At 69.2% G+C, this 22,285-nt stretch carries 21 protein-coding genes; 8 read left to right on the top strand and 13 right to left on the bottom strand.

All coding sequences use genetic code 11. From position 1 onward, the window contains the following. Positions 1–39: 39 nt before the first annotated feature. From ACIHAO_RS17700 to ACIHAO_RS17680, 5 genes are all read left to right on the top strand, one after another. Positions 40–1,332: an extracellular solute-binding protein gene (locus ACIHAO_RS17700; protein ID WP_396559002.1), complete on the top strand. Its 1,293-nt coding sequence runs from the start codon at positions 40–42 to the stop codon at positions 1,330–1,332. Next, complete coding sequence (locus ACIHAO_RS17695; protein WP_125789286.1) at positions 1,329–2,315, top strand: carbohydrate ABC transporter permease; 987 nt, start codon at positions 1,329–1,331, stop codon at positions 2,313–2,315. Before ACIHAO_RS17700 ends, ACIHAO_RS17695 begins: the two co-directional genes overlap by 4 nt. Further along, on the top strand, positions 2,312–3,142 hold the full coding sequence (locus ACIHAO_RS17690; RefSeq protein ID WP_396559000.1) for a carbohydrate ABC transporter permease: 831 nt from the start codon (positions 2,312–2,314) through the stop codon (positions 3,140–3,142). Before ACIHAO_RS17695 ends, ACIHAO_RS17690 begins: the two co-directional genes overlap by 4 nt. A 3-nt stretch (positions 3,143–3,145) precedes the next feature. Further along, on the top strand, positions 3,146–4,591 hold the full coding sequence (locus ACIHAO_RS17685; protein WP_396558998.1) for a glycoside hydrolase family 3 protein: 1,446 nt from the start codon (positions 3,146–3,148) through the stop codon (positions 4,589–4,591). A 147-nt stretch (positions 4,592–4,738) separates the two neighbouring features. Then, positions 4,739–5,710, top strand: coding sequence for an LLM class flavin-dependent oxidoreductase (locus ACIHAO_RS17680; protein WP_396558996.1), 972 nt, complete (start codon positions 4,739–4,741; stop codon positions 5,708–5,710). A gap of 234 nt (positions 5,711–5,944) precedes the next feature. On the opposite strand, the gene ACIHAO_RS17675 is transcribed toward ACIHAO_RS17680, so the two are convergent. The 4 genes from ACIHAO_RS17675 to ACIHAO_RS17660 form a co-directional block, all read right to left on the bottom strand. Next, entirely contained in the window at positions 5,945–6,826 is an 882-nt protein-coding gene (locus ACIHAO_RS17675; protein ID WP_396558994.1) for an NAD(P)-dependent oxidoreductase, read from the bottom strand. 118 nt (positions 6,827–6,944) lie between these two features. Beyond that, positions 6,945–7,682, bottom strand: coding sequence for a GNAT family N-acetyltransferase (locus tag ACIHAO_RS17670; RefSeq protein ID WP_396558992.1), 738 nt, complete (start codon positions 7,680–7,682; stop codon positions 6,945–6,947). Between the two features lie 54 nt (positions 7,683–7,736). Then, positions 7,737–8,831, bottom strand: a complete 1,095-nt coding sequence (locus ACIHAO_RS17665; RefSeq protein WP_396558990.1) for a glycosyltransferase family 4 protein — start codon at positions 8,829–8,831, stop codon at positions 7,737–7,739. Between the two features lie 81 nt (positions 8,832–8,912). Further along, entirely contained in the window at positions 8,913–9,701 is a 789-nt protein-coding gene (locus ACIHAO_RS17660) for an inositol monophosphatase family protein (RefSeq protein WP_396558988.1), read from the bottom strand. A gap of 18 nt (positions 9,702–9,719) precedes the next feature. On the opposite strand from ACIHAO_RS17660, the gene ACIHAO_RS17655 reads away from it, so the two are divergent. Then, a complete protein-coding gene (locus ACIHAO_RS17655) occupies positions 9,720–10,415 on the top strand; it encodes a creatininase family protein (protein WP_396558986.1) in 696 nt (231 codons plus the stop codon). Between the two features lie 5 nt (positions 10,416–10,420). On the opposite strand, the gene ribA is transcribed toward ACIHAO_RS17655, so the two are convergent. From ribA to ACIHAO_RS17630, 5 genes are read right to left on the bottom strand one after another with little or no spacing between them, the layout of a single operon-like run. After that, positions 10,421–11,983 (bottom strand): GTP cyclohydrolase II, encoded by a 1,563-nt coding sequence (gene ribA / locus ACIHAO_RS17650; RefSeq protein WP_396558984.1) that lies wholly within the window; start codon positions 11,981–11,983, stop codon positions 10,421–10,423. Next, the gene (locus tag ACIHAO_RS17645; protein WP_396558982.1) at positions 11,980–12,798 is read right to left on the bottom strand and encodes a methyltransferase domain-containing protein; all 819 of its coding nucleotides are present in this window, start codon (positions 12,796–12,798) and stop codon (positions 11,980–11,982) included. Before ACIHAO_RS17645 ends, ribA begins: the two co-directional genes overlap by 4 nt. Continuing rightward, positions 12,795–13,862: a glycosyltransferase family 4 protein gene (locus tag ACIHAO_RS17640; RefSeq protein WP_396558980.1), complete on the bottom strand. Its 1,068-nt coding sequence runs from the start codon at positions 13,860–13,862 to the stop codon at positions 12,795–12,797. The genes ACIHAO_RS17645 and ACIHAO_RS17640 overlap by 4 nt, the downstream gene beginning before the upstream one ends. After that, complete coding sequence (locus ACIHAO_RS17635; protein WP_396558978.1) at positions 13,859–14,257, bottom strand: 6-pyruvoyl trahydropterin synthase family protein; 399 nt, start codon at positions 14,255–14,257, stop codon at positions 13,859–13,861. Before ACIHAO_RS17635 ends, ACIHAO_RS17640 begins: the two co-directional genes overlap by 4 nt. 22 nt (positions 14,258–14,279) lie before the next feature. After that, a complete protein-coding gene (locus ACIHAO_RS17630; protein ID WP_396558976.1) occupies positions 14,280–15,260 on the bottom strand; it encodes a zinc-binding alcohol dehydrogenase in 981 nt (326 codons plus the stop codon). A 59-nt stretch (positions 15,261–15,319) separates the two neighbouring features. On the opposite strand from ACIHAO_RS17630, the gene ACIHAO_RS17625 reads away from it, so the two are divergent. Further along, positions 15,320–16,033 carry a CDP-alcohol phosphatidyltransferase family protein gene (locus tag ACIHAO_RS17625; protein ID WP_396558974.1) on the top strand — a complete coding sequence of 238 codons (714 nt, stop codon included), beginning with the start codon at positions 15,320–15,322 and terminating at the stop codon, positions 16,031–16,033. Here the strand turns inward: ACIHAO_RS17625 and ACIHAO_RS17620 are convergent, their stop codons facing one another. From ACIHAO_RS17620 to ACIHAO_RS17605, 4 genes are all read right to left on the bottom strand, one after another. Then, positions 16,034–16,396 (bottom strand): tautomerase family protein, encoded by a 363-nt coding sequence (locus ACIHAO_RS17620; RefSeq protein ID WP_396558972.1) that lies wholly within the window; start codon positions 16,394–16,396, stop codon positions 16,034–16,036. It abuts the gene before it with no gap. A gap of 1 nt (position 16,397) precedes the next feature. Continuing rightward, positions 16,398–16,961, bottom strand: coding sequence for a TetR/AcrR family transcriptional regulator (locus ACIHAO_RS17615; RefSeq protein ID WP_396558970.1), 564 nt, complete (start codon positions 16,959–16,961; stop codon positions 16,398–16,400). 645 nt (positions 16,962–17,606) lie between these two features. Continuing rightward, entirely contained in the window at positions 17,607–18,188 is a 582-nt protein-coding gene (locus ACIHAO_RS17610; RefSeq protein WP_396558968.1) for a hypothetical protein, read from the bottom strand. A 129-nt stretch (positions 18,189–18,317) separates the two neighbouring features. Beyond that, entirely contained in the window at positions 18,318–20,894 is a 2,577-nt protein-coding gene (locus tag ACIHAO_RS17605; protein WP_396558966.1) for an EAL domain-containing protein, read from the bottom strand. A 134-nt stretch (positions 20,895–21,028) separates the two neighbouring features. On the opposite strand from ACIHAO_RS17605, the gene ACIHAO_RS17600 reads away from it, so the two are divergent. Beyond that, positions 21,029–22,180, top strand: coding sequence for a beta-ketoacyl synthase N-terminal-like domain-containing protein (locus ACIHAO_RS17600; RefSeq protein ID WP_396558964.1), 1,152 nt, complete (start codon positions 21,029–21,031; stop codon positions 22,178–22,180). Positions 22,181–22,285: the final 105 nt, after the last annotated feature.

The raw sequence follows: 22,285 nt of genomic DNA, 5'->3' as shown, positions 1-22,285 counted from the left end.
AGCCCGGCATCGTGGCCGGGCATCGAAAGGACGGCACGAGTGAAGCGCTGGCTCAAGATGACTGCGGGCGCCGCGGCCATCACCCTCGCGACGGCGGGCTGCGCCGGTTCCGGCAGTGGCGACAGCACGAATTCGAGCGCTCCGGCCTCGAACGGCACGCTCACGGTCTGGCTCATGACCGGGACCGCCCCCGAATCTCTGACGAACTCGCTCCACAAGGAATTCGAAGACGCCCACCCCGGCGTCAAGATCAAGTACGAGATCCAGCAGTGGAACGGCATCCAGCAGAAACTGACCACCTCGCTGGCCAGTGACAACCCGCCGGACGTGATCGAGCTGGGCAACACCCAGACGCCCGCGTTCGCCAACCAGAACGTGCTCGCCGACCTGAGCTCGAGTGTCGCCGACTTCAACGGCGCCCAGTGGCTCCAGGGCCTCAAGGCTTCGGGCGAGTACGACGGCAAGACCTACGGCGTCCCGTTCTACGCGGCCAACCGTGAGGTCATCTACCGCAAGGACATGTTCGAGCAGGCCGGTATCACCGCGACGCCGAAGACGCGCGCGGAATGGCTCGACGCGGTCACCAAGCTCAAGGCCAAGTTCGGCAGCGACCCCGAGTTCCAGGCCGTCTACCACCCCGGCCAGAACTGGTACGAGCTGCTGTCCTACATCTGGGACGAGGGCGGCGACATCGCCCAGGCCAACGGGAAGTCCTTCAAGTCCACCCTGGACACCCCGCAGGCCAAGGCCGGGCTCGAGTTCTACAAGCAGCTCACCGACGCTTCGGGCACCAAGGCGCCGAAGGACGCCGACGAGGCCACCCCGCAGCAGGCCGGTATCTACGGCGCGGGCAAGGTCGCGATGATGATCGGCGTGCCGGGCGAGGTCGACACCGCGGCCAAGACCGACCCGTCGATCAAGGAGAAGTCGGGCGCGTTCCCGATCCCGGGCAAGGCCGCCGGCAAGTCGGCCCCGGTCTTCCTCGGCGGTTCGAACCTGGTCATCCCGGCCAACAGCAAGAACGCGGCCGCGGCCAAGGACTACATCAAGCTGTTCTCCACCCCGAAGTACCAGACCGAGCTGGCCAAGGCCGGTTACGTCCCCGGTACCTCGACCGACGTGTCCGCGCTCGACGCGAACCCGCTCACCAAGGTCATGGCCGAGGCGTCCAAGAACGGCCGCGCCGTGCCGACCAGCCCCAAGTGGGGTGACGTCGAATCGGGCCAGAACCCGATCAAGGACATGCTGACCGCATACCTGACCGGAACGAAATCGCTCGACCAGGCGACCGCCGACGCCAACGCAGCGCTCGACAAGCTCATCGGCGGATGACCACGACCAAAGATGTGACGACGCCGGCGGGGTCCTCCCCGCCGGCTTCGCCGCGCATCAAGCCGCCGAAGTCCAATCGGCGCCTCCGTCTCGGCGAACGGACGGCGCCGTATCTGCTGATCCTCCCCGCGCTGGTCGCGATCCTGGTCCTGCTGGGCTGGCCGACCCTGCAGCTGATCGGGATCAGTTTCCGCAAGCTCGACCTCCGTGAGCTGGTCTCCGGAGAGATGGTCTGGGTCGGGTTCGAGAACTTCTCCGAGATCCTTTCCGACCCCGAATTCTGGGAGATCACCGTCCGCACGCTGGTGTTCACCGCCGCGGTCGTGATCACCACCCTGCTGCTCGCGCTGTTCATGGCGCTGCTGATGCGGCATCTCAACCCGGTCGTCCGGGTGGTCCTGCAGGTCGCGCTGATCCTCGCGTGGGCGACCCCGGTGCTCGCGACGACCACGGTCTTCCAGTGGATCTTCGATCAGCAGTACGGGATCCTGAACAAGACGCTCGCGAAACTCGGCTTCGACGGGTTCATCGGGCATTCCTGGTTCTCCACCGGGCCGAGCACGTTGACCGTCATCGGTCTGCTGGTCGTCTGGCAGGCCGTGCCGTTCGTGGCGTTCACCCTGTACGCCGGGCTTCTCGGTGTCCCGAAGGAGCAGTACGAGGCCGCGGGCATCGACGGCGCGAACGCCTGGCAGGCGTTCTGGGCGGTCAGCTGGCCCGCGATCCGGCCGATCCTGACCATGGTCACGTTCCTGTCGGTCCTGTGGGACTTCAAGCTGTTCGCCCAGGTGTGGGCGATCCGCCAGGGCGGGCCGGACGGCGCCAGCACGACACTGCCGGTCTACATGTACCTCAAGGGCCTCGCGGGCAACCACTTCGGCCTGGCGGCGACCGCCGCCCTGCTGATGATGCTCGTGCTGATCCTGCTCACCGCCCGGTACGTCCAGCTGCTGGTGCGCACGAAGGAGGCCGACCTGTCATGAAGAAGTCCCTGATCCAGCGGATCGGCCTCGGCACGTTCGGGGTGATCGTGGCCCTCCTGTTCGTCTTCCCGACGTACTGGATGGTCACGTCGTCGCTGAAGACGCCGGGCGAGGTCCTGTCACCGAACTACGACCTCGTCCCGCTCTCGGTGACGTTCGAAAACTTCGTCACGGCGCTGACGAAGCCCGGGTTCACCACCTATCTCGCCAACAGCCTGATCGTCACGATCGGCGCGGTGCTGTGCTCGCTCGTCGCGGGTGTACTGGCCGCGGTCACCTTGTCCCGGATGCGCTTCCGCGGGCGTAAGGGTTTCCTGATGCTGGTGCTGGTCGCGCAGCTCGCACCGTTCGAGGCGCTGCTGATCCCGATGTACCTGCTGATGCGGGACGCCGGGTTGCTCAACCAGCTGCCTTCGCTGCTGCTGGTGTACTTCGCGGCGACGCTGCCCTTCACGTGCTGGATGCTCTACGGCTTCGTCAACGGCATCCCGTACGACCTCGAAGAGGCCGCGATGATCGACGGGTGCAGCCGGGCGGGCGCGTTCCGCCGGGTGACGCTGCCGCTGCTCGCGCCGGGATTGGTGACCACGTCGGTGTTCAGCTTCATCACCGCGTGGAACGAGTTCCTGTTCGCGTTCGTGTTCATGCGCGACCAGGGCAAGCAGACGCTGCCGGTGTGGCTTTCGTCGTTCCGGACGGCGTTTTCCGTGGACTGGGGCGGCATCATGGCGGCGTCGGTGATCTACGCCGTGCCCGCGCTGGTGTTCTTCATCCTGGTCCAGCGCAAGCTCGTGTCCAACCTGACCGCAGGCGCAGTGAAGGGATAAGCGTTGTCTTCACCGGAAAAGTTGGCCGGATCCGTTCTCGTGTCGGGCTTCGACGGCACGACCGCACCGGACTGGCTGCGGCGCAAGGTGGCCGACGGCCTCGGCGGCGCGATCCTGTTCGGCCGCAACGTGGTCGACGACGAGCAGGTGGCCGCGCTCAGCGCGCAGCTGCGGGCGGAACGGCCCGACGTGCTCATCGGCATCGACGAGGAGGGCGGTGACGTCACCCGGCTCGACGTCGCCACCGGCTCGTTCGTCCCGGGACCGCTCGCACTCGGCGCCGCGGACGACGTCGAGCTGACGGCGTCGGTCGCCGCGGCGCTCGGCGAGCGGCTGGCCGCCTGCGGGGTCACGATCAACTTCGCCCCGTGCGCGGATCTGACCCTGGCGGCGGAGGACCCCTCGATCGGGGTCCGGGCGTTCGGTTCGGATCCGGTGAAGGCGTCGCCGCATGTCGCGGCGTACATCACCGGCCTGCAGAAGTACGGCGTCGCCGCGTCGGCCAAGCATTTCCCCGGGCACGGGGCGGCCACCGACGATTCACATCACGCGCTGCCGGTGCTGCCCCGGACCGAGGCGGAACTGCACGAGATCGAGCTCGTTCCGTTCAAGGCCGCGATCGCGGCCGGTGTGCGCTCGGTGATGACCGGGCACCTCGTCGTGCCCGCGTGGGGTGAACTGCCCGCGACGCTCAACCCGAAGGCACTCACCGACGTCCTGCGCGGCGAACTCGGCTTCACCGGCGCGGTGATCACCGACGCGCTCGACATGGGTGCGGTCGCGGGCGAACTCGGCAAGACCGAGGGCGTCGGCCGGGCGGCGGTGCGGGCGCTGATCGCCGGCGCCGACGCGCTTTGCCTGGGTGGCGTGTCGTTCGAAGAGGACGAGCTGAACCGGATCGCGGCTGTCATCGCGGCCGCGGTCGAAGCCGGCGAGCTGCCACTGGAGCGGCTGGCCGAGGCTTCGGAACGGGTCGCCGCGCTCGGCGCTCCCCCGGTGCCGACACCGATCTCGCCGGTCGACCACCGGCTCGGCCTGGAGGCGGCGCGCAAGGCGTTGCGGATCCAGGGTTCGCCGAAGCTCGCCGGGCCGCCGCTGGTGATCGACATCGAGACCGAGCCGATCATCGCGGCGGGCCCGATGCCGTGGGGGCTCGGCTCGCATCTGACCGGACTCGTGCCCGGCACGCGCGCGCTCAAGGTCACCGGGGACGAGATCGCGACCGCGATCGACGCCGTCCACGGTGCCCGCGACCTCGTCGTGGTGACGCGCGAGGCGCACCGGCACCCCGAGGTGCGCGAGTTCCTCGGCTGGCTCCGGGAGGCAGGCGTGGACTACATCCGGGTCGAGACCGGCGTGCCGGGACCGGACACCGGCGACGGGCCGCGGATCGACACCTTCAGCGGGTCCTACGTCAGTCTCCGCGCCGCCGCGGAGTACCTGGCCTGACCTGACCCTCACCCCCTGACGCAATTCGGCATCTGGTTGCGGTACTTGCACGCGCAAGGACCGCAAGCAGGTGCCGAATTGCGTTATTCGGTTGCGGTGCCGGAACCGGGGTGCTGTAGTCGCTGAAGATCGATCCCGGCCTAGGAGATGATCGTCTTGGTGTCACGGCTCGGAGTCAGGATCCCGCGCGAACTGCCCGCCGCCCGGCTGAAGAGCCTGGCCCGGCGAGCGGAATCGGAGGGTCTGGACGAGGTCTGGATCGTCGAGGACTGCTTCTACGCGGGCGGGATCGCGACGGCGTCGGCGGTGCTCGCGGCGACCGACAAGATCACCCTCGGCATCGGCATCATGCCCGCCGTGGCCAGGAATCCGGCCATCGCGGCGATGGAGATCGCGGCACTCGCGGAGCTGTATCCGGGACGCCTGATCGTCGGATTCGGGCACGGCGTGCCGAGCTGGATGCGGCAGATCGACGCGTGGCCGAAGTCGGCGCTGGCCGCCTTCGAAGAGACGCTGACGGTCATCCGGCGGTTGCTGGCCGGCGAGCGGGTTTCCTTCCAGGGCAAGGAGGTCCGGCTGGACGAGGTCGAGCTGGAGTTCCCGCCCGCGCTGCCGCCGAAGCTCATCGCCGGTGTCCGCGGCCCGAAGTCCCTTGCCGCGGCGGGCCGGGTGGCCGACGGGACGCTGCTCGCCGAACCGGCGACGCCGGAGTACGTCCGCGCGACGCGGGACCTCATCGGCGTCGAAAGCCATTCGATCGCCGTCTACAACTGGCTGGCGCTCGACGCCGATCCTGATCGGGCTCGTGAGCGCGCCCGGGCCGACGTCGCTTCCGCGATCGGGCCGAACTCGGGACCGGCGCTGGAACCGCTGGACTTCGGCGCCGAACTCCTGGCCGAGGTCAAGGCCGCCACCGATCGGGAAGACCTGGCGCGGCGGCTGCGACCGGAGTGGATCGACAGGCTGAGCATCAGCGGACCGCTCGACCGTTGTGTCGAACAGATCCGCGCGCTGTACGCGGCCGGGACCGAATCCGTCATCCTGCTCCCCCTGCTCGGCGAGCCGGAGGAGGAGTCCTTCGCCGCGGCCGGCCGGATCGCGTCGGCCCTACGGGGCTGACCCACCGCATTTATTGCGAGGAAAGGCGAACGTGGCGTGTTCCCGGGCGAGGTCAGTGGTGGGGCGAAGGCTCCCTTCGCTGCGTCTGATGCGGTGAAGGACGCCTTCGGACCTGGTTCGACGGCGGCAGCGACTCTCGAGTGAGCCCGCGACACTCCTTGACTATCCACAAAGGACGCTTTTCGGAGCGCGAATGCCCGATTTAGGCTATTTGCGCTGATTTCGCCTCACCCCTCAATAGTCCTCTGAATGCGTCCTGGGGTGGACTTCGAGGGCCTTGACGACGGCGACCATGTCCTCCTCGCCGAAACCGAGCCGCGCGGTCTCGGCGTAGAGGGCGCGGGACGCCTCGATCAGCGGCAACTCCAGGCCCGCTTCCCCGGCCGCCGCCGCGATCAGCTCGACATTGGCCAGGACGTTCGCGATCGAGGCCTGCGGCGCGAAGTCCTCCTCGACGAGTTTGGGGGCCTTGACCCGCAGGATCGGACTGGCCAGCTGCCCGGCACCGAGGACATCGGCGAGCAAACTCGGATCGAGCCCGTTCGCGCGGGCGAAGTGGAAGGTCTCGGCGAGGCCGGTCACGACGGCGGTCAGGTGCACGTTGACCGCCAGCTTCATCAGGAGCCCGTTGGGCACCGGCCCGCAGTCCACGGTTTCCCGGCACATCGGCCCGAACAGCTCCCGGACCTCCTCGATCGCGGCAGGATCGCCCGCGAGCATGGCGACCAGCTCACCCGCCTCCGCCGGGATCCGCGAACCGGAAACCGGTGCTTCCACGTACTTCGCCCCGGCCGCGAGGAGCTCGGACTCGAGTCCCCGCGAATGCTCCGGCGCCGTCGTTCCCATGTGGACGATCGTCCGGCCAGCCAGCGCGGACCGCCCGCGGTCGAGCACGGCGTCGACAGCGGCCGCGTCCTTCAGCATCAGGAACACGACTTCGCACCGTGCGAACAGTTCCGCCACGTCGTCGACGGCCTCGGCCACCTGGTCCGCTTTACCCGGGGTGCGATTCCACACGAGCAACGGGACCCCGGCCCGCGCCAGGTTCCGTGCCATCGGCTCGCCCATACTGCCCAGCCCGGCGAAACCGGCTCGCGAAGTACTCATGGACCCCACTGTGCGGTACGGCCGGGCGGTGACGTGGCCGATGAGTGTTTCCTGTCGGAAGTCGCGAGGATCGGACGGTTCGGCGCCGCGACCGGAGCGTGCCGGCGGCCACTCGGATCCCAGCGGCTCAGAAGGGGTGCTCCATCCACACGTTCGCCTCCACGTACACCCCGTGGTCCCGCTCGACGTTCGCGTGCACCGGCGCGATCCCGCCGGGGATCACGTTGTCGCCGTCGGCGAGTTTGACGCCGGTCCACTCGTGCCAGTCCGCGATCGAACCCGAAATGGTCACGGCGAACGGGCACACCTTGATCATCCGCGCGCCGAGCCGTTCGTGGGTGCGCAGCCAGCGGTCGGCGAACAGCCCGTCCTCGCGGCGCCGGACGGCGTACTCCTCCATCGGGACGTCCGGTTCGTCCTCCTTGCCGATCGGGCGAACGGACACGATCAGCCGTTTCAGCCCCGTCTCGGCCGCGCGCGCCTTGAGCGCCTTCAGCATCGGCGTGGACAGGCCGGTCCCGCGCATTCGGGGTGCCACAACGACTTCGAGGGCGCACAGGGTGTCCGGCGCGCGGCCGTCCATGAGGTCCTGCGCGGCCCACTGGATCGCCTCGTCCCAGCCGTGTGCCGGCAACTCGTGGCGGTCTTCGGCGGGATAGGTCAGCGGGACGGACAGCGCCCGCGCGATCGGTTCGCCGTCGTCGTCCAGCGCGATGAGGAAGTACCGGGCCCAATGGCGCAGGAACCGTTCCGGCGTGATCATCTTGCCGCTGAACCCGGCGTAGATGAACTCACCGCCGACGTCGCCGAGGTTCAGCGCGGGATCGAGCAGATCGGGACGGGACGCAAGATCGACGATTCGCATGCCGCCAAGTCAACCGAGCCGATCACCGGCCCGATAGCTGCTTCCGGGCGATGATCAAGCCAGCTGACGCGGCGTGGTCTGCAACCGGGACAGGACGTCGGTGAGCCTGCCCGCCGCGACGTCCCATTCCTCGAGGACGCTGCTCCGCGCGAGCGCCGACGTCCGCAGCGAATGGCGTAGTTCGGCGTCGAGCGACCAGCGCAGCAACGCCCTCGCGAGCGCCGACGGGTTGTTCGGCGGCACCAGCATGCCGGGGACTCCGCCGCCGGGCGCCGTGCCGAGCGCGTCGTGCGCGCCCGCGGTTTCGGTGGCCACCACGGGGATCCCGCGTGCCAGTGCCTCGGCGACGACCAGTCCGGAGGTGCCGCCGCGAGCGGGCAGCACGAGCAGATCGGCGCCGTCGTAGACCAGGTCGAGATCGTCCGGCGGCCGGATGAGGCTGATCCGGGAGCCGAGCCCGAGCCGCTCGACCGTCCAGCGCAGTTCGTCGACGTAGGCGGGATCGTGGTGCGTCGCCCCGGCGAACACGCATTTGAACGCCAGTTCGTCGATGGTCGAAAGCGCCCGGATGAGCACGTCCTGGCCGTGGCGCGCGGTCATGGGCGCGAGACACAGCAGCCGGGAGACGCCGTCCGCGCCCGCCGCGAGCGGGGCCGCGTCGGTTCCGGGAGTCGCGACGTAGACGCGGGTCGGGTCGAGGTCGTGCCGGTCGATCAGCTGCCGCGCGAGCCACGGCCCGGTGGCGACGATCATGCCCGCCAGCCGCAGGGTCTCCCGTTCGCACGCGTCGAGTTCGGCGGCCTGCGCCGGGTCGAGCGCGGGGTCGTCGGCGAGCGGCCGGTGGACCAGGACGGCCAGCCGCAGCCGCCGGGCGTGCGGCACCACGATCTCCGGGACCCCGCAGGCGACCGTGCCGTCGATCAGGACGACGGTGTCGTCGGGCAACGCGGCGAGCGAACGGGCCAGTCTCGACCTGGACAGCGGTCCCGGCATCGGCCATTCGCCGGCGATCGGCAGTTCCAGCAGCGGGAGGCCGGTGCCCGGCAGGTTCTGGCACATGCGGCGGTCGTATTCGCCGCCGGCATCCTCGACGTCCCCCGGCAGGACGAACACCACCGGCTCCGTGCCACGAACGGTTGAGGTGTACACGGTTTACCTCCAGATGCGGGCGCCTTATCAGGAGACACGGATACGGCGCCCGATCGGTTCAGAATTCGCGGCGCGAAGTTTTCACCCGCGCGCACGCGCGATCGCGGCCACGAGGTCGTCACGCAGTCCGGCGCCGACCGCGATGGTGGCCGCCGAGCGCACCGTGTGATCGCCGCCGTCCGCGTCGACCACCACTCCCCCGGCCTCGCGTACCAGCAGGACACCCGCCATCGTGTCCCACGGTTTGTTGGCGAGGATGACGCTCGCGTCGAGTTTGCCGTGCGCGACCCAGGCGAGGTCGATCGCCGCGGAGCCGAGGAACCGGACGCGCTGCACGCGGCCGCCGAGTTCGGCCAGCAACGCCAGCCGGACGCGGTTCTTGACCTCCGCGCCCTCGCCGACCGCGAAGTCTCCGATCGACACGATCGCGTCGGAAAGCTCAGTCGCCTTCGAGGCCGTGAGACGTTCTTCGCCCGCGTACGCGCCCTGGCCTTCGGCAGCGGTGTAGGTGACATCGAGGAACGGCAGGGAGATCGCCGCGACAGTGCTCTTCAGACCATCGACGAGGCCGAGCGAAACGCCGCACAGCGGGATCCCGCGCGCGAAGTTCGCCGTGCCGTCGACAGGATCGAGCGCCCACCACAGGTTCTCGTCGCCTTGGTGCCCGCGCTCCTCGCCGAGGATGCCGATCTCCGGCGTCTCCCGCGTCAGGAAGTCGCGGACGGCGTCCTCGACGGCCAGGTCGACGTCGGTCACCATGTCGCGATCACCTTTGGCGGCAACGGAAAACGACGTCATCGAGCGGATGATGCCGGTCGCCTTGGCGACGGCTTCGGCGGCGACGGACAACAATGCGGCGTGGTCGGTCATCTGGGTACCGTAACCGGAATGGACCTGTTCCCGACCGCCACGACGGCCGACGAAAACGCGCGAGACGCCGACGTCGCGGTGCTGCCGATCGGCGCTTTCGAACAGCACGGCGCGCACCTCCCGCTGACCACCGACACGGTGATCGCGACGACGATCGCCGACGCCGTCGCGGCCGCGTACCCGGTGCTGCGGCTCCCGCCGATCACGATCGGCTGTTCGCACGAACACGCGGACTGGCCGGGCACGGTCAGCGTTTCGGCCGCGACGCTGTACGCCGTGGTGAACGACGTCGCCGCCTCGCTGCGCCGGTCCGGGGTGCCGAAACTGGTGCTGGTGAACGCGCACGGCGGCAACTACGTCCTGTCCAACGTGGTACAGGAGTCGACGTCGCCGATGGCGCTCTTCCCCGGGGTCGAGGGCTGGCAGGCGGCGCACGACGCGGCCGGGCTGGAGACGTCGCTGGACAGCGACATGCACGCCGGAGAGCTGGAAACCTCCCTTCTGCTGCACGCCCATCCGTCACTGGTCCGGCCCGGATTCGCGGAGGCGGACCACCTCGCCGACGACAGGCGGCATCTGCTGACGCTGGGGCTTCGGCCGTATTCGGAGTCCGGTGTGGTGGGGCGGCCTTCGCTGGCGACGGCGGAGAAGGGACGGCTGGTGCTGGAGTCACTGGTGGGGACCTTCGGGGAGACCCTGGCCGCGCTGGGCTGAACCCCTCAGGAGCCCACCGACTCGATCGCGTCCAGATGCGGCAGGAAGTGGTGCATCCGTTCCTGTTTCGTCCGCAGGTAGCGCAGGTTCTCGTCGTTCGGCGTGACCAGCAACGGCACCCGCTCGCTGATCACGACCCCGTGCAGCTCCAGCTGGTCGACCTTCGCCGGGTTGTTGGACAGCAACCGCACCGATCGCACCCCGAGATCGGTCAGGATCTCCGCCGCCGCACGATAGTCGCGCGCGTCCACGGGCAGCCCCAGCGCGATGTTCGCCTCGACGGTGTCGAGCCCGTCTTCCTGCAGCCGCATCGCTTTCAGCTTCGCGAGCAGGCCGATCCCGCGTCCTTCATGGCCCTGGGCGTACACGAGGACTCCGGCGCCCTCCTCGACGATCGCGCGCAGCGCGGCGGCCAGCTGGTCGCCGCATTCGCAGTGCATCGAGCTGAACACGTCTCCGGTGAGACATTCCGAATGAACCCGCGCCAACGTGCCGGAAGCCGCGACGTCGCCGTGCACCAGCGCCATCTGCTCGGTGCCGTCGGCGTCCAGGTAACCGTAGGCGCGGAAAACGCCGTAACGGGTGGTCAGTCGGGTCTCCACGACTCTCTCGACGGTCATCGCGTTTCTCCTGTCTGTTCGGTGACTCATGACCGAGCGCGCGAGCAGAACGCCCGCACCGGGAAGGCTGGAGACGAGCGCGAGCACGCCGTAGACCACGGCCACGGTGACGCCCTGCGCCGAACCGAGGCCCGCCGCGCCGAACAGCAGCGCGCAAACGCCTTCGCGCGGGCCCCAGCCGCCGATGTTCAGCGGCAGCCCCATCGCGAGCAGGGCGAGGATCATCAGCGGCAGCAGGTCGCCGATCGGGGCGGTGACCCCGGCGGCGCGCGCGGCGACGACGAACAGGGCGAGATGCCCGGCAAGGGTGGCGAGCGAAAGCAGGCTCACGCCGGGCCAGGTCTCCTTGGTCAGGAGGCCCAGCCGGACGTCGGCGAGGGTGACGGCGAAGCCGCGGCGCCATTTCGATCCACTGTGGATCCACCGCTTTCCCGCCGTCATCCCGGTGGCGGCGGCCGTGAGGGCGAGCGCGACGACCACGATCCCGGCGACCGTGACGGCCCCGTCGATCGGCGGCGGCACCACGGAAGGCGTGCCGAGCACGACGGCGACCGAAGCGCCGATCACCACGATCTGCCCGGCCGTCCGCTCCAGCACCACCGCGCGGACGCCGCGCGGGACGTCGCCGGACTCGCGGCCGTGCTGCACGGCGCGGTTGACGTCGCCGAGCACCCCCGCCGGCAGGACTCCGTTGAGGAACAACGCGCGGTAGTACTCGCCGACGGCGTTCGGCAGCGACAACCGGAGACTCAGCCGCCGTGCGACCAGGCACCACCGCCACGCGCTGAAAACCGTGGTGGCGAAACCGATCCCGAGCGCGGCGGCGACACCGCCCGCGTCGACCTCACGCAGCCCGTCCAGGAACGCGCCCGTGCCCAGCTGCCAGACGAGCACGCCGAGGATGCCGAGCGCGCCGAGGATCCGGAGCCAGGGCCAGCACCGTTTCACGACGGCACCATCAGGAGATCTTCGTGCTGGATCATCGCGTTCAGTTCACCGGCCGCGCATTGCGCGAGCCGCCACCGCAGGTACGTCTCACCGTCCGCCGCCAGCTCCGGCCGCTGCTCGCAGGCGGCGCCGACCCAGCCGGTGAGCCACTCCGCGGTCAGCGCGGCCTGATCCGCCCCGAGCCGCCACGGGCTCGGCGCGCGCCGCACGGTGGCGCCGAGCCGTTCGAACACCCCGAAGGCGACGTCCACCGCGTCGGGGCCGAGCAGCCACCGGCCGTCGGTCACCCGGCGCTGATGGGCGTTGAAGGCATCGGAGATCTCGATGTCGAACTTGTCCTTGGGCGACAGCACCACTCGGCCGGAAACGCTCAAGGTGAACAGGACCGCGCACCCCGCCTCGACGCACGCCTCCGCCAACCGGGACATCTCTTCGGCGGTGAGCAGATCGAGCAGCGCCGACGCCGCCACGAGCGAGGTCCCGGCGAGGTCCTCCGCGCGTAACCCGGTGATGTCACGCTGTTCGGTGACGACGGTGACCTCGCTCCCGTCCAACGCGTGCTCCGGACGGCTGGTGCGGGCCAGCGCGTGGGTGAGCAGTTCGGGGTCGCGGTCGTGCAGGATCCAGCGCTGGCGGCCGGGCAGCCGCCTTGCCAGCCAGCGGCCGAGCGAACCGGTGCCGCAGCCGAGATCCCGGATGACGACCTCGTCCTGTTCGCGCAAGAACGCCCGGACCGGCTCGATCAACTCGGTCGCACGGGCCGAGGCGTCCGCGTCTTCACGCAGCCGAAGCCAGCTGGGGGCGTACTTGGTCATGCCGCCGTCCTTTCGTTCAGCAGCACGGCGGCGACACCGCGGGCCGTCTCGTCCCAGCCGGGCAGCGTCTCGCGGCGAAGGCGGGCGGAGGCGCGAAGACGGTCACGCAGATCGGGCTCGGTGAGCCAGCGGCGGAGGGCCGTGGCCAGCGCGTTGACGTCCTCGCCCGGGACGAGCATCCCGGGCACACTGCCGTCGGGCGACCGGCCGAGCGTGTCCGGGAGGGCGTCGACGGCGGTCGCCAGCACGGGAATGCCGTGCGCGAGCGCCTCGGTGACGACCATGCCGTAGGTCTCCGCGCGCGAGGGAAGCACGAGAAGGTCTGCGGCCGCGTACGTCGCTTCGAGCGCTTCGCCGGACCGCGGGCCGGTCAGGGTGAACCGATCGCCGAGGGAGTGTCGCCGCAGGCGTTCGACGTAGCGGGTTTCACGGCGGATGGCGCCGACGCATTCACAGTTCCACGGGAGATCCTTGAGTGACTTCAACGCGTCCGCGAGCAGGCCTTGGCCCTTGCGCGGCGTCACGTTGGCGACACAGATCAGTTGCGTCCCGTCCAGGCTCCCGGACGCCACGTCGGCCCTGTCGACCCCTGGCGGCACCGCGTGCACCCGGTGCGGCGCGAGGCCGTGATGCTCGATCAGCCGTCGCGCCGCCCACTCGCTGGTCGCGACCACGGCCTCGACCGCGCCGAGCGTCTCGGCCTCCAGCCGGTCCAGCTCGGCGGCGAGTGAAGGCGAAAGCCCCGTCTCGTCGGCCAGCGGCAGATGCACCAGCACCGCGATCGACAGCCGTTGCGCCGACGGCACGATCACCTCGGGCACCCCGCAGGCGACCAGTCCGTCGAGCAGGACCGCCGAACCGTCCGGCAGTTCCGCGAGCTTGCGCGCCAGTACCTTGCGCGCCTCGGTGTCGGGCCTCGGCCAGTTCCCGTGCACGGCGATCTCGCGGACCTCCACCCCCGCCGCGACGAGGCCGTCGCACAGGCGGCGGTCGTAGACGTTGCCGCCGCTGGGCGCGCTCACGTCGTCGATGTCGTTGGGCAGGACGACGTGGAGGCCACTCACAGCGCACGCTCGTAACTCGCCCACGCGACGTGGGATTCGTGCAGTGAGACGACGATCCCCTCGAGCCCGCGGGCGCCCTCGCCGAGCGCGCCCGCGTGGACGCGATCGGCGAGCCGGTCGGCGACGACCTTGGCGAGGAACTCGGTCGAGGTGTTGATCCCGGCGAATTCGGGCACGTCGTCGAGGTTGCGGTAGTTCAGGTCGGCCAGCACCGCTTTGAGCTCTTCGGTCGCCTTGCCGATGTCGACGACGATGTTGTCGGCGTCCAGCTCCGACCGGCGGAACGTCGCGTCCACCACGAAGGTGGCGCCGTGCAGTTTCTGCGCGGGTCCGAAGACCTCGCCGCGGAAGCTGTGGGCCACCATGACGTGGTCGCGGACGGTGATACTGAACAACGGACCTCCTGCGGTCGTGCCCTTAGCGCGTGTCCTCCAGCTGATAGGTGACACGGAGGCAGAGCGTTCCTGGTTCATTCCAGGCCAGACGCGGTAAGACGTCCGGCAGTTCATGGAACCGGCATTCCTCGCTGACCAGCACCTTAAAGACGGGGTCCGACAAAATCCGCAAAGCGAGGGCCAGGCGGTCGCCGTGGCTCCGGTTCAGGCGGCGGGACGGCGAGACCATGCCGACCTGGCTGCTGCGGATCGCCAGCCGTCGTGAATGGAAGTTCTCGCCGAGCGGGACACTGATCCGGCGGTCGCCGTACCAGCTCAGCTCGATCACCTCGCCCTCCGGCGCGAGCAGTTCCAGCGACCGCGCGAGCCCCGCCTCGCTCGCGCTGGCGTGCACGACGAGGTCGCAGTCGCCCAGCGCGTCCTCCGGTGTCGAGAAGTCGACACCGAGCGCTTCGGCGATCTTCGCGCGCTCCGGGTCGATGTCGATCAGCTGCACCCTGGTCGCCGGGAAGCCCGCCAGGAGTTTCGCGACGCTGCTGCCGACCATTCCGGCACCGACCACGGCGATCCGGTCGCCGAGTTTCGGCGCCGCGTCCCAGACCGCGTTGATCGCGGTCTCGATCGTGCCCGCGAGGATCGCGCGCTCCGGCGGCACCCCGCGCGGCACCGGCGTGACCGCGGCCGCCGGCACGACATAACGCGTCTGGTGCGGGTACAGGCAGAAGACGACCTGACCGACGAGTTCGGCGGGACCTTGTTCGACCACGCCGACGTTGAGGTACCCGTACTTCACGGGCCCCGGGAATTCGCCATCCTGGAAAGGCGCGCGCATGGCCGCACGTTGACTCGGCGGGACCTCACCGCGGAAGACGAGCGTCTCGGTGCCGCGGCTCACGCCCGTGCACAGGGTGCGGACCAGCACCTCGCCGTCGCCGACCGGAGGGAGCGTGACCGGCCTGAGCTCACCGTCACCGGAACCACTGAACCAGAAGGCGCGTTCCATCGTGTCCTCTCATGTCGGCCCCTTCGAGGGGGCCATCGTCACCATAACGAGGAGGCCTCGTGATCAACCCCGGAATTTTCCTGGGGGTCCTCGTCCAGCTGGCGCTGCTGGGGACGCTGGACGCCCTCGCCGGGCTGGGCACGCTGGGCTGGCTCACCGGCGCGGCCTACGGCCTCGCGGTGGGCGGATTCCTGACCTACGGCCTGAACCGGAGCACCGCGCGCTCCCTCGGCCCCGCCGACGCCGTGACCCTGGCACGCTCCGGTCTGGTCGGCTGCGTGACCGCGCTCGTCGTCGACACCGCCGGCCGGGAGATCGTCACGATGGTCGTCCTCGCGTCGGTCGCGCTCGCCCTGGACGCCGTCGACGGCCAGGTCGCGCGCCGCACCGGGACGACGTCCCCTCTCGGCGCGCGGTTCGACATGGAGGTCGACGCGTATCTGATCCTGATCCTGAGCGTGGTCGTCGCGCAGTCGCTGGGCCCGTGGGTGCTCACGATCGGCGCGATGCGCTACGTCTTCGTCGCCGCGAGCAGGCTGTGGCCGTGGCTGAACTCGCCGCTGCCGCCGAGCCTGGCACGCAAGACGGTCGCGGCCGTTCAAGGCATCGCGCTGGTCGCGGTGGCTTCGACGGTCCTGCCGTTCTGGGCCGGTTTCGTGGTCACACTGGGCGCGCTGGGGTTGCTGACGTGGTCGTTCGGGCGCGACACGTGGTGGCTGCTGGAGCAGCACGCCTTCGGTTCCGCTAGGCGGGTGACGGCCGACGCCGCGTGATCACGCGTATTGCGCTTCGCCGTTCCCGATCGACCAGTTGACCGGATCGGTCTCGGTGATCATCACGAGCACGTTCCGCGGCTCGGTCCCCGAGTACTCCTCGGCGAGTTCCGCGATCCGCCGGTACAGCGACTTCTTCTGCTCGTCGGTGCGCCCGTACCGCATGGTGATCGTGATGAACACAACCCCGTCGTCGCGACGGACCCCCAGGTAATCGTCGTATTTCAGGGTGCTCCGGCCGTTGAGGACCTGGAAGCGGTCGTCGGCCGGGATGCCGAGCGTCTCGACCATCGCGTCGTGGACGGCGTTGCCGAGGGCTTCGAGCTTGCCGGTCCCGATGGCGTCGATACGGACGAAGGGCATGTCAGTTCTCCTTGGTGGCGAGCAGGCCGAGGGCACCGTCGACGGCCTTCGCGAACACGTCCGGTGAGCCCGCGGCGCGGGCGAGGATGTAGCCGCCCTGCAACATCGCGACCAGCGCGGTCGCCGTGGCGAGCGGGTCGAGCGCCTGGTCGAGTTCGCCGGCCGCGCGCCCCTCGTCGAGCAGCCCGGCGAGGCGACCGGTCAGCCAGCCGAAGAACTCCTCGACCGGCTTGCGCAGATCCGCGTCGGCCATCACGTCGGGATCCTGGGCGAGCCTGCCGACCGGACACCCCTTGAGCACGGCGCGCTCGCGGCGTAGGTAGACGGTGATGCGCTCGACGATCGTGCCGGGGTCGGAGAACTCGGCCTCCGCCCTGGCGCGCAGGTCCTCGGCGCTGCGGCCGATCGCGGCGAGCGCGAGGTCGGACTTGCCCTGGAAGTGGTGGTACATGCTGCCCTGGCCGGCGCCGGACCGCTCCTGGATCGCCTTCGGGCTGGTGCCGACGTAACCGCGCTCCCACAGAAGCTCGCGAGTGCTCTCGATGAGCCGTTCCCTCTTGTCCACGTCCTGACCGTACATACCAGTAGGTACAGAGACAAGGTGACGCGGCGGGAGCAAGGGACCTTTGCTATCACTTTCGCGAGAACCCGCAGGTCAGCGGCCACTTTTCGCAGTTAGCCGACTAACTGCGGGCACCTCTGCGGGCGCCGGTCCGTGAATGCCTCCTTGAGGGACTCTGGGTCCCTCAAGGAGGCCTTCACGGACCACCGGATCGCCACACGCGCCCCAGTGACCTCAAGTTTCACACCCCAGGCGCGTGAAGGACCCCGCCCCAGTACATGAAGGGGGCCTTCCTTGCGCCTAGGTCAGGGTCCCGGCAAAGTCGGGAACTTGCAGGTCAGGCTGCTGTTCGTCGCCTGTGTGAGGCTGACAATGGAGGATTTGGGACGTTGAGTGTCCCAAATGCTCCATCGTCAGCGGGCACACCGGTTGCGGAGCATCCCTGAGTGGGGAGGATTTAGGACGTTCAACGTCCCAAATCCTCCCCACTCGGCCCTCGCGGGCGCTAGCGGTGTCAAGTCCAGATCACCAACAGCAGCACTGACCAGCAGCTCTGCGACTTTGCCGGGACCCTGCGCCTAGGTACATGAAGGCCCCCATCCTTGCGCCCAGGTACAGGAAGGACCCCTTCATGTACTTAAGCCGGCCTCAAGAGCGCGAGTCCTGCCCGAACCGCTCCCACTCCCGGTCCCACGCCGCGGACCGCGCCCGGTTCAGCAGCTGCCGCGCGAGCAGGTACCCCGCCGCCAGCAGCGTCACCGCGATCAGCCACACCCCGGCCCCGACGCCGATCCCCGTACTGGTCGCGTCGAGCGGCATCACCGGCGGATCGACCACGGCGTCGGACTCGTCGAGCCACACCGTCACCGCGTCGCCCGTCGAAGCGCCGAGGTCGGCGGTCACGCGCGCCTCCTGGAAGGTCCCGTCCGGCAGCGCCCAGCGAGCCGCGACCGAAGCCGTCTCGGCCGAAGGGATCCCGTCGAGGCCGACGCGGGCCGGTGGAGCGTCTTCGAGCAGGAACGCGGTCGTCGAATGACGCGTGGCCGTTTCGAGAGCCGAGCGAGCCATCATCGTCGCGTAGGCCTCCGAGCCGGCCGCGGCGGCCAGCGGCACACCGAGCAGCGCGGTCACCACGCCGCCGACGAGGATCGCCGCCTCGATCCGGTCCCAGCCGCGTGCGAGCGGATTCCGGCCGAGGTGGATCCGGCGCCACAGGAAGATCAGCGACACGACGGCCTCCTTCACCGGTCCCCCACCGACAAGGTTGCGCCGGGAAGAGCCGGAGCGACAGGAGGCTTTGGTCCTGTCAGCGGCGAGGAAGGTTCTCATCGGGGACCACGGAAACGGCGGCCGCCCGGTTCACCGCACGACGTGCTCGTACGCGGACTTCAGGGCGTCCACCGGACCCGGCGGCGCCACCAGCGGCCCTTTCGCCCAATCGCAGCCGAGTTCGTGCAGGACCTCCAGCTGCCGCGCGGTCTCGACCCCTTCGGCGACCACCACGAGGTCGACGGCGTGTGCCATCGCCATGATCCCGGCGACGATCGGCTCGGCGTCGCTCGACCTCCCGAGATCGGCGACGAACGACCGGTCGATCTCGACCACGTTCAGATCGAGGCGGCACAGCTGGGCGAGCGACGAATATCCGGCGCCGAACCGTTCCGCGGTCACCCGCACTCCGGTCTTCCGCAGCGCGTCGACGGCGTCGGCCGCGTCCTTCAACGCCGTCTCGTCGACGTCGAGGCTCAGGTCCTGCGGCACCAGTCCCGCGTCTTCCAGCGTGGTCTGAACCACTTGTAGCAACGTGGGATCGCCCAGTTGGCGGACCGACAGGCTCACATTCACATTACAGTGCACACCATGATCGGCACGCCATCGAGAGATCTCGCGGGCGGCCTTGGCGAGGACCTCCGCCCCGATGACCGTCAAAAGATCGCCGTCGTCGGCGATCTCGGCCAATTCCGCCGGATCGATCGGTCCCCGGACCGGGTGATTCCAACAGGACTTCGCCTTCACCGCGACCATGTCACCGGTCCGCAAATCGACGACGGGCTGATAAACGGTCTCGACCAGGCCGTCCGCGACGGCGTTCCGCAGATCCTGCTCCAAGGCGAAACGGTCCTGCACCCGTTTACGCATGATCGGCGCATAGAACGCATAACGGCCGGGGCCGAATGTCTTGGCCTGATACATCGCCAAATCGGCGTCTTCCAGCAATTCGTCGGCGCTGCGGGTATCGCCGGGTTCGGCGATCACTATTCCAATACTCGTATTGATATGCAGTTCGCGGCCGTGCACGGTGAGCGATTCGGCGAGCCGTCGCTGAAGGTGATCGGCCAGCGCCCGCACTTCGGCGGCTTCGGTATAACCGGTGGTGATGACCAGGAACTCGTCCCCGCCGAGCCGTCCGACCAGGTCCGAGGCGCCGGCGGCGGCCCTCAGCCGGTCGCCGACGATGCGCAGCACCTGGTCGCCGACGGTATGACCGAGCGAATCGTTGATGATCTTGAACTTGTCGAGATCGATGAACATCACGGTGGTCGTGCGCGCCGGATCGGCGATCGTGCGGCGCAGGCGGTCCAGCGCGAGCGTGCGGTTCGCGAGCCTGGTCAGCGGGTCGTGGGTGGCCTCGTAGGCCAGCCGTTCGCTGATCGCCCGCCGTTCGGTGATGTCGGCGAAGGACGTCAGCACCGAGGGCACGCTCTGGCCCGGCGCCATCAGCGGACCGGAGGTCAGCGAAAGCCACCGGTGCGCGCCGTCGCGCCGCCGGATCTGCAGGACCCGCCCGGTCTCGACCTTCCCGGACCGCCGCACCCGCGCGGACGGCAGGTCGTCGACGGGCACCGGGGCACCGTATTCGTCGTGCAGCCGCAGTGTCCGGCTCTCCAGGCCGACCAGCGCGCCCGGCGGCACACCGGCGATCCGGTGTGCGGCGGAGTTCGCCAGTTCGATCCGCCCGCTGGGGCCGACCAGCAGCACCCCCTCGTCGAGCGTTTCGACAACGGTGGCGAATTCGGCCTCGGCCCGGCGTTGCGCCGTCTCGTCGGCGCACAGCAGCACGTAACCGTCGAACATCTCGGCCGCCGAGACGCGCACCGCCAGCGCCGTGCCGTCGGCGCTGAAATGCGTCGCCTGCACGACACCGCCCGCGGCGACGACCTGCCGCGGGCTCATCGGCGCGCCGACGACCTCGGCCACCGGGACACCGATGACCTGGTCGAGGTCATGTCCGTAGACGGCCTCGGCCGCCGGGTTCCAGCTCGTCACCAGGCCGTCGGGCGAGGTCGCGATGATCGCGTCGCTCGCGTGGCCGACCAGCGCGGCTTGAAACCGGAGGCCCGACTCGGCCGCCTTCTGCGTGGTCAGGTCGCGCATGATCACCTGGTACGCGGGTTTACCCTCCCAGGTGGTCAGCACCGCCTGGGATTCGACGGTGACACCGCGGCCTTGAAGGGTCCGCAGCGTCATCTCGGTCGGTTCACTGAACGAGCCGGGCGAGTCCAGCGAACCGATCCGCGCCAGCAGCGCGTCCTGCGAGCCGGCGTCGACCAGATCCGTGATGTGCGTCCCGATGATCTCGGTCGACACCTTCGCGCCCACGAAGCGCATGGTGGCCGAGTTCACGAACACGACTTTGCCCCGTTGATGGACGCAGATCCCGTATGGGCTCGCTTCGACCATGGTGAGATATTGCGTTCCCAAAGCGCCGCCGTCGGACTTTTGCTCCAAAAGGCGGTACCCCTTGCCGAGAAAGGCGAGCGCGGGTTCACCGCGGTGATCCCTCTCGGCGGACAACTCGGTCAGCAGACGGACGAGCGACGCGTGCCGCTCGGTTTTTCCCACCGTGCGGGTCGCGGTGCCGTTCGCTGGCGAGGAATCCTGATCCGAGGGCCGGTGGGTGTCGGGAGTCCCACCGTCGAGATCGTCAGGATCCATCTGATCCAAACCCCCTACTCGACTGATGTAGCTTCCGATTAGATCACTAAATCGACGTAGCCGTCCCCCTCGGCCAGTTGATCGGTGCGGCCATTCCACCCCAGCGTTGACAGAATGTAGTTGAAGGGAAACACGTGCGGAGCAAAACAGACATCTGCGGCATCGGCGCCGTAACCGCCTACGGCTGGGGGCGCGAAGCACTGTGGGAGGGCCTCGCCAGCGGCGTCCCGTGCGCCCAATTCACCGACGGCTTCGGGGAAACCCCGGATCTGCCGGGCTGGGTCGCGCACGTCCCCGAGGGCGGCAAAGCGCGGGACGGCAGCCTGCACGCCCGTGCACTGCTCGCCGCGGCACGGGAAGCGATCGCGGACGCCGGCGCGCGGGGCTGGTCGCCAGGACGCCGGGTCGGCGTCATCTCCGGCGGCGTCCGCGAAGACCTGCGGACCTGGGACAGGCTCACCGAACTCGGCGAGCAACTCATGTACCGGCGCGAGTTCATCGGCATGATGCCCTCGACCCCGATCGCCACGCTCATGTCGGAGTTCGGCTTCCACGGCCCCTCGATGGCCACGTCCGCGATGTGCGCGACCGGCAGCGCCGCGGTGCTGACCGCGAAGATGTGGCTGGACGCGGGAATGGCCGACGACGTGGTGGTGGTCACCACCGATCTGTCCGCGACCAGGCCGATGGTGCGCAACTTCGTGCACTGCGGGGTGGCGATCACCGACGTGCCCCCGCTGGAGGCGTGCCGTCCTTTCCAAGAGGGCACAAGGGGTTTCACCTTCTCCGAGGCCGCGGTCGCGGTGGTGCTGACCCAGCGGAAGACCGACGCGTACGCGACCCTTCGGGGCGGCGCCATGACCCACGAGGCGCACAACGCGATGGCGCTCGACCCCGATCCGGCGAACGCGATCGCGGCGGTGACCGGGGCGCTGGAGAACTCCGGCGCCGCGCCGTCGGACGTCCGCTACCTGAACGCGCACGGAACGGGTACGAAACTCTGCCACCGTACGGAATCCCAGATCCTCGAAGCGGTCTTTCCCGGTGAGACCGAGATCTACTCGATCAAACCGCTGACCGGGCACAGCCAGTCGGGCAGCGCGCTGACCGAGATCGCGGCGATCTGCCTCGCGGCGGAACGGGATCTGGTCCCGGCGCCGAAACCGGTGGCGGAGGGGCATCCGCGGCTGATGGACGGGCCGTCCCGGCCGGAAAGCGGGCTCACCGTGAAGACGTCGATCGGGATGGGCGGCTACGTCGCGGCTGTCGTACTGGAGACCAGCTAGCGAGCAATTCGATAACACACGGTCTCAACGTCGTCACGAACCGTCATTTTCCATGCTCAGGTGGCCGATACTTCTCAGTAGCGAAAAGCACTGAGCACGGAGGCG

This window comes from Amycolatopsis sp. NPDC052450 (assembly GCF_044547565.1).
In the GTDB taxonomy this organism is placed as follows: Bacteria; Actinomycetota; Actinomycetes; order Mycobacteriales; family Pseudonocardiaceae; genus Amycolatopsis.
This window is presented reverse-complemented; position numbering and strand designations above follow the sequence as displayed.